At 70.2% G+C, this 5,858-nt stretch carries 7 protein-coding genes; 5 read left to right on the top strand and 2 right to left on the bottom strand.

What is annotated here, in order from left to right:
* Positions 1-42 precede the first annotated feature (42 nt).
* Positions 43-762, top strand: a complete 720-nt coding sequence (locus F3T56_RS45305; RefSeq protein ID WP_149831290.1) for a response regulator transcription factor — start codon at positions 43-45, stop codon at positions 760-762.
* On the opposite strand, the gene F3T56_RS45310 is transcribed toward F3T56_RS45305, so the two are convergent.
* A complete protein-coding gene (locus tag F3T56_RS45310) occupies positions 735-1,268 on the bottom strand; it encodes an NUDIX hydrolase (RefSeq protein WP_246204843.1) in 534 nt (177 codons plus the stop codon). The two genes, F3T56_RS45305 and F3T56_RS45310, sit on opposite strands and share 28 nt — an antisense overlap.
* 85 nt (positions 1,269-1,353) lie before the next feature.
* On the opposite strand from F3T56_RS45310, the gene F3T56_RS45315 reads away from it, so the two are divergent.
* From F3T56_RS45315 to F3T56_RS45330, 4 genes are all read left to right on the top strand, one after another.
* Positions 1,354-2,268, top strand: a complete 915-nt coding sequence (locus F3T56_RS45315) for an aldo/keto reductase (protein ID WP_149831291.1) — start codon at positions 1,354-1,356, stop codon at positions 2,266-2,268.
* Between the two features lie 89 nt (positions 2,269-2,357).
* Positions 2,358-3,587, top strand: coding sequence for a hypothetical protein (locus F3T56_RS45320; protein ID WP_149831292.1), 1,230 nt, complete (start codon positions 2,358-2,360; stop codon positions 3,585-3,587).
* A 166-nt stretch (positions 3,588-3,753) separates the two neighbouring features.
* A complete protein-coding gene (locus tag F3T56_RS45325) occupies positions 3,754-4,149 on the top strand; it encodes a VOC family protein (RefSeq protein ID WP_149831293.1) in 396 nt (131 codons plus the stop codon).
* A gap of 52 nt (positions 4,150-4,201) precedes the next feature.
* On the top strand, positions 4,202-5,272 hold the full coding sequence (locus tag F3T56_RS45330) for an adenosine deaminase (protein ID WP_149831294.1): 1,071 nt from the start codon (positions 4,202-4,204) through the stop codon (positions 5,270-5,272).
* Here the strand turns inward: F3T56_RS45330 and F3T56_RS45335 are convergent.
* Positions 5,254-5,769, bottom strand: a complete 516-nt coding sequence (locus F3T56_RS45335) for a mycothiol transferase (protein ID WP_149831295.1) — start codon at positions 5,767-5,769, stop codon at positions 5,254-5,256. The genes F3T56_RS45330 and F3T56_RS45335 overlap by 19 nt on opposite strands.
* Positions 5,770-5,858 lie beyond the last annotated feature (89 nt).

Raw genomic sequence — 5,858 nt, forward strand, 5'->3', positions numbered from 1 at the left:
CCCCCCCCACACACACGCAGGCCCTCACCGAACGGTCTTGTCATGCGCAGTTTGCTCACCGAGAAACCGGCGTCACCCCGTGGCAACGGACAGCGCATCCTGGTAGTCGTCGACGATCCCGGCGTCACCGAACTCCTCATCGTCACACTTCAGTTGGCGGGCTATCAGGTCGCGGCGGCGCTCACCGGCGCCGAGGGGATGGCGCGGATCGCGCGGGACCGGTACGACCTGGTGGTCTGGGACGCCGGGCTGCCGGACCTGGAGCAGTTCGTCCGGGGCCGCCGTATCGCACCGGCGGACCGACCCCCACTGCTGTTCCTGGCCGGCTGCGACTCCCTCCACGACCTCGTCCCCGACCTTCGCCTCGGCTACGAGGACTACGTCGTCAAGCCCGTACGGATCGTCGAAGTCCTCGATCGGGCCCAGGGTTTGCTGCGCGGCCGGGGCGGGCCCGAACGGCACGAGGGGATGCCCTGTTACGGGGACCTGGTCCTGGACGACTTCGCGTTCCAGGCGCGCCGCGGCTCAAGGGCGCTCTGTCTCACCCCCGCCGAGTACCGGCTGCTGCAGCACCTGCTGGCCAACGCCGAGCGGGTGCTGTCGAAGGAACAGATCAGCCGACACGTCTGGGGCGAGTTCCGCGCCCACGGGGCCATCGAGAAACTCGTCGCGCGACTGAGACGCAAGGTGGACCACGAGGAACCCGCCCTGATCCACACCCGCCGAGGCTTCGGCTACTGGCTTGGCTGCCCACCTCGTTGAGCCACTGGGCCTGGAGAGGCCGGAATCCGCTCGCGCGTCAGGTGGGCCAGGTAGACGTCCAGGGGCTGAACGCGTCCAGTGATGGCTGTCCGAAGGTTCCACCAGCGGATGGACGCGATCTCCTCGTTGGCCTGGAAGCCGCGGATCGTTGTGGTGCGGCCCGCGAACAGTGCCGCGTACTCGGCTCGGTGATCGGGTGCCAGGAGGAAGCCCGCGTGGCCGATGAACCGCAGCGGGCCGTCGGGTTGCTGGCCGCTCTCCTCCAGCAACTCGCGTACGGCCGCCTGGCGTGGGGATTCCCCTGGTTCCAGACGTCCACCGGGCAGTTCCCAGCCCTGGCGCCAGCGGTCGAAGACCATGAGGACACGGTCGGCGTGCCAGAGAGCGACCAGCGCCGCCGGCAGTGGTGCGTCAGAGGGTGGGGGCTCTTCAGCGCCCCGGATGAAGGAGACCAAGGCGTTCCCGCGGTCGTCGACCGCCAGCGGTGGTACGTCAGGAGACAACACCTTGCAATGGTTCCCGGTTCGTCGCCGGAACTCCCCGCTCCGGTGCCCCGGTCGCTGGCTCCGCGGCGCGTGCGAGACTGCGTCGATGGCCTCGCAGACGACGATCACCGCGACCGCCGCCGGTACTTGGAAACTCGGAGAGCTGACCGTCAACCGCGTCGGCTTCGGGGCGATGCGGCTGACGGGCAGCGCCGCGTTTCATCTCGGGGTGCCGAGGGAGCGTGAGCAGTCGATCGCCGTGCTCCGCCGTGCGGTCGAGCTGGGCGTCAACCACATCGACACGGCTGCCTTCTACTTCTCCTCACTGCGCTCCGCCAACGAACTGATCAACAGTGTGCTCGGCGGCCCGTACCCGGACGACCTCGTCATCGTCACCAAGGTCGGGCCGCATCGCGAGTATTCGGGGGAGTGGGGGACTTCCGCCCGCCCCGATCAGCTGAGCGGGCAAGTTGAAGAGAATCTGCGGCAGTTGGGTCGCGACCACCTCGATGTGGTCAACCTGCGGCGGATGCGACAGGACTCCATCGCCGAGCACTTCGGCGCGCTGGCCGAGCTGAGGGAGGCCGGGCTGATCCGCCACCTCGGTATCTCCGCCGTCGAACCCCGCCACCTCGCCGAGGCGCAGGCCATCGCGCCCGTGGTGTGCGTACAGAATCAGTACGGGCTGCACGCCCCGGACCCCGACGCCGACGAGATGCTGCGGCTCTGCGGCGCACAGGGCATCGCGTTCGTACCGTTCTACGCGATCGCCGGCGAGGCCGGTCCGGAGCGTGCGAGCATGGCGGACCACGACGAACTGCTCGCCGTCGCCCGCGCCCACGACGCCACCCCCGCCCAGATCCGTCTCGCCTGGACCCTCCACCAGGGCCCGCACGTCCTCGCCATCCCCGGCACCGGCAACCCGGACCACCTGGTGGAGAACGTCGCCGCGGGCGCCCTCCGGCTCACGGCGGACGAGATGGCCCTGCTGGACGCCATGCATCGAGGGGAAGCCGCCTAGGGGAGCCGTCAGGGCAAAGTGACGCCAACGGGGTCATATAGGCTGCCTGTTCTGCCCCTGCTGTTCGTCACCACCCGGGAGAGTCACCCGTGAGCGTAACCACCGCCCACTCCGCATCGGCCGTACCACCCGTCGACGAGACGCCCGCCGCGCCGGAGACCGCAGGGGGAGTGCCGTCGCAGGGCGAGGGATTCTGGGTCGAGCCGGGCGCCTCCGACGCCGAGACGTCTGCCCAGGCCGACGTCGCAGTTCCCGCCCAGACCTCGGGCGACGAAGCCGCGGGAGCTGCCGTGGACGATGTCGCCGAGCCCGACACCGACACCGAGGTCGTCGATGAGCAAGTCGCCCGCGACGCCCACGAGTTCGGCGTGTACGCCCGCACCGGCGGCTGGGCGTTCGCGCTCAAGGTCGCGCGGAGTGTGCGGCCCGGCGGCGAGTTGGCCGGGGAGACGCCGAAGGTGTCCGCCAAGCGGTTCGCGGAGCTCGCCGGGTGCTCCCCGGAGCGGGTCATGCGGTACTACAAGGCCTGGGACAAGGCGGCCGACGACGGCATGGTCCCGCACTTCGAGGCGCTCGCCCCCGGCGAGGAGATCGACCTGCCGGACTCCGACGTGTGGCTGTCGTACTACAGCTCCCGCAACAGCGCGACCTCCGGCCGCGGCACCGCGATCACCGCGGCCGCCGAGGCCGAGGGCATCCGGCCGACCAAGGCCCTGGAGGTCGCCGAGAACCCCACCGCGCTGCGCGCCGCGATCCTCGCCGACCCCTCCACCGCCCAGGCGGCCCGCACCGCGCTCCTCGACCGGCTGAAGGAGGACGCCTCCCTCCAGACGGAGCTCGCCCGTGACATCGCGCGCACCGACGAGCTGAAGAAGGCGGTCGCGAGCGAGACCCAGGCGGCGAGCCGCATCGGGTACGTCCGGCAGATCGTCGAGAACGGGCAGGTCAAGACGCCGGCCGGTCAGGTGATCGACGCCACCGCCGAACTGCGCGCCGAGGCCGAGCGGCATCTGTCCCTCATCGACGAGCTCGACGAGGACGAGGACACCGGCGAGTGGGCGACGGAGGCGTACGACACCGTCAAGGAACTCGTCGTCCAGACCGTCGAGGCCAACCCCGAGCTGAGGGTCCAGGAACGCCGTACGAAGTTCTACAGCAGCCTCCAGAAGGCGACGAAGGTCTTCGAGGAGCTGACCCTCGACGACGCCGTCGACCTCGACGCCATCTACGAGGACGACATGCTCCAGCGCCTGGAGGAACTCCAGGAGGCGCTCAACACGTGCATCGCGGCACTCCGGAAGGCGTCGCCGGGCGAGTGAGCCGCCTACGCCGGAGCGCGGTGATGTCGAGGCCCCCTGCCCTGCGGGGGGCCTCACGTATGCCGGGCCCGAGCCCCGGCAGGTCATGCGGGAAGACATCCCAGTTGCCGTTCGTCTCGTGTTACGTATAACCTCCCGGGAACCCCGAGCCACCCGAGAGGCCCCGATGAGACGTATCGCCCTGGTCACCCTCGTGGTCGAGGACTACGACGAGGCGATCCGCTTCTACACCGAGGCGCTCGGCTTCCGGCTCGTCGAGGACGAACCGCGGCCCGACGGCGGCCGATGGGTCGTCGTCGAGCCGGGCGGCAACGGGCAGGGCGGCGGGCTGCTGCTCGCGAAGGCCAAGGACGAGGCACAGCGCGCCCGGGTCGGCGACCAGGCCGGCGGGCGTGTGGGCTTCTTCCTGCACACCGACGACTTCGCCCGTGACCACGCCCGGATGCTGGCCGCGGGCGTGCGGTTCCTGGAAGAGCCGCGCCACGAGCCGTACGGCTCGGTCGCCGTCTTCGAGGACCTGTACGGAAACCGCTGGGACCTGCTCCAGCCGGTCGACGACTGACCTGCCCGGGCCGCTCACACACCACCGCACCACCTGCCGAGGAACGAACGCCATGACAGCTACGCGTGTAGACGCCGACACCATCCGCCGCCTCCCCAAGGTCGTCCTGCACGACCACCTCGACGGCGGTCTGCGCCCCGCCACCCTCGTGGAGCTCGCCGCGGAGGTCGGTCATACCCTCCCGGAGACCGACCCGGAGGGCCTCGCCGCCTGGTTCTACGAGGCCGCGAACTCCGGTGACCTGGTGCGGTACATAGCCACGTTCGAGCACACGCTCGCCGTGCTGCAGACCCGTGAGGGCCTGCTGCGCGCCGCCGAGGAGTACGTCCTCGACCTGGCCGCCGACGGTGTCGTCTACGGCGAGGTCCGCTATGCCCCCGAGCTCAACGTCAACGGTGGGCTGACCCTGTCCGAGGTCGTCGAGACCGTGCAGGAGGGTCTGGCCGCCGGTATGGCCAAGGCGGCGGCCCAGGGCACCCCGGTCCGGGTCGGGACGCTGCTGTGCGGCATGCGCATGTTCGACCGGGTCGGCGAGGCCGCCGACCTGGCCGTGGCCTTCCGTGACGCGGGCGTCGTCGGCTTCGACATCGCGGGCGCCGAGGACGGCTTCCCGGCCGCCGACCATCTGGCCGCCTTCGAGAAGCTGCGCCGCGAGAGCGTCCCCTTCACCATCCACGCCGGTGAGGCCCACGGTCTGCCCAGCATCCACCAGGCCCTCCAGGTCTGCGGCGCCCAGCGCATCGGCCACGGCGTCCGCATCACCGAGGACATCGTCGACGGCAAGCTCGGCCGCCTCGCCGCCTGGGTGCGCGACCGCCGTATCGCCCTGGAGATGTGCCCCACCTCCAACCTCCAGACCGGCGCGGCCACCTCCATCGCCGAGCACCCGATCACGGCCCTGAAGGACCTCGGCTTCCGCGTCACCCTCAACACCGACAACCGTCTGGTGTCGGGTACGACGATGACCCGCGAGATGTCGCTGCTGGTCGAGGAGGCCGGCTGGACCCTCGACGACCTGCGTACGGTCACCGTCAACGGTCTCAAGAGCGCCTTCATCCCGTTCGACGAGCGGAACGCCCTCCTCCGGGATGTCGTCCTGCCGGGCTACGAGTCCGCGCGCTGAAGCAGTCCGCGTACGTAGGCGGCCTGGCCGACATGCTGAAGATCGTCGGCCAGGACGCTCACGAGACGTACGCCGAGGGTGACCGGCGGATCCCAGCGCTCGTCCACGATGCGGTCGAGGTCCTTGCCGGTCAGCCCGCGCACGTAGGCGAGGGTCTGCTCGTGCACGGCGTCGTAGTACCCGGTGAGGAGATCGGCGGAGTCGACCCGCACCTTGGCGACCTTCGCCGCGCTGTGCCCGTACCCCGTGTCGTGCCGGGGCAGGCCGAGCCCGAAGCGTTTCTCCCAGTCCTGCGACAGCCAGACCTGGTCGCCCCCGGAGGCGTCGGCGACGTGGTCGTCCTGGACACGGGTGAGATGCCAGACCAGCCAGGCGATGGAGTTGGCGTCGGGGGAGGGGCGGTAGTGGAGGTCCTCCCAGGACAGCCCGTCCACGGTGGCGTGGACCTCCTCCTTGATCCGGCCGTACGCGTCGGTGAGAACGTCCTTCACATTCATACGTCCACCATCGGGCATCCGCCCCGCGCCCGCACAGCTCGTCCCCGGAGCGTCAGCTGTAAGCGGGCTTCGGGTCGAGCAGTTCCAGC

This window comes from Streptomyces tailanensis (assembly GCF_008386495.1).
Lineage (GTDB): Bacteria > Actinomycetota > Actinomycetes > Streptomycetales > Streptomycetaceae > Streptomyces > Streptomyces tailanensis.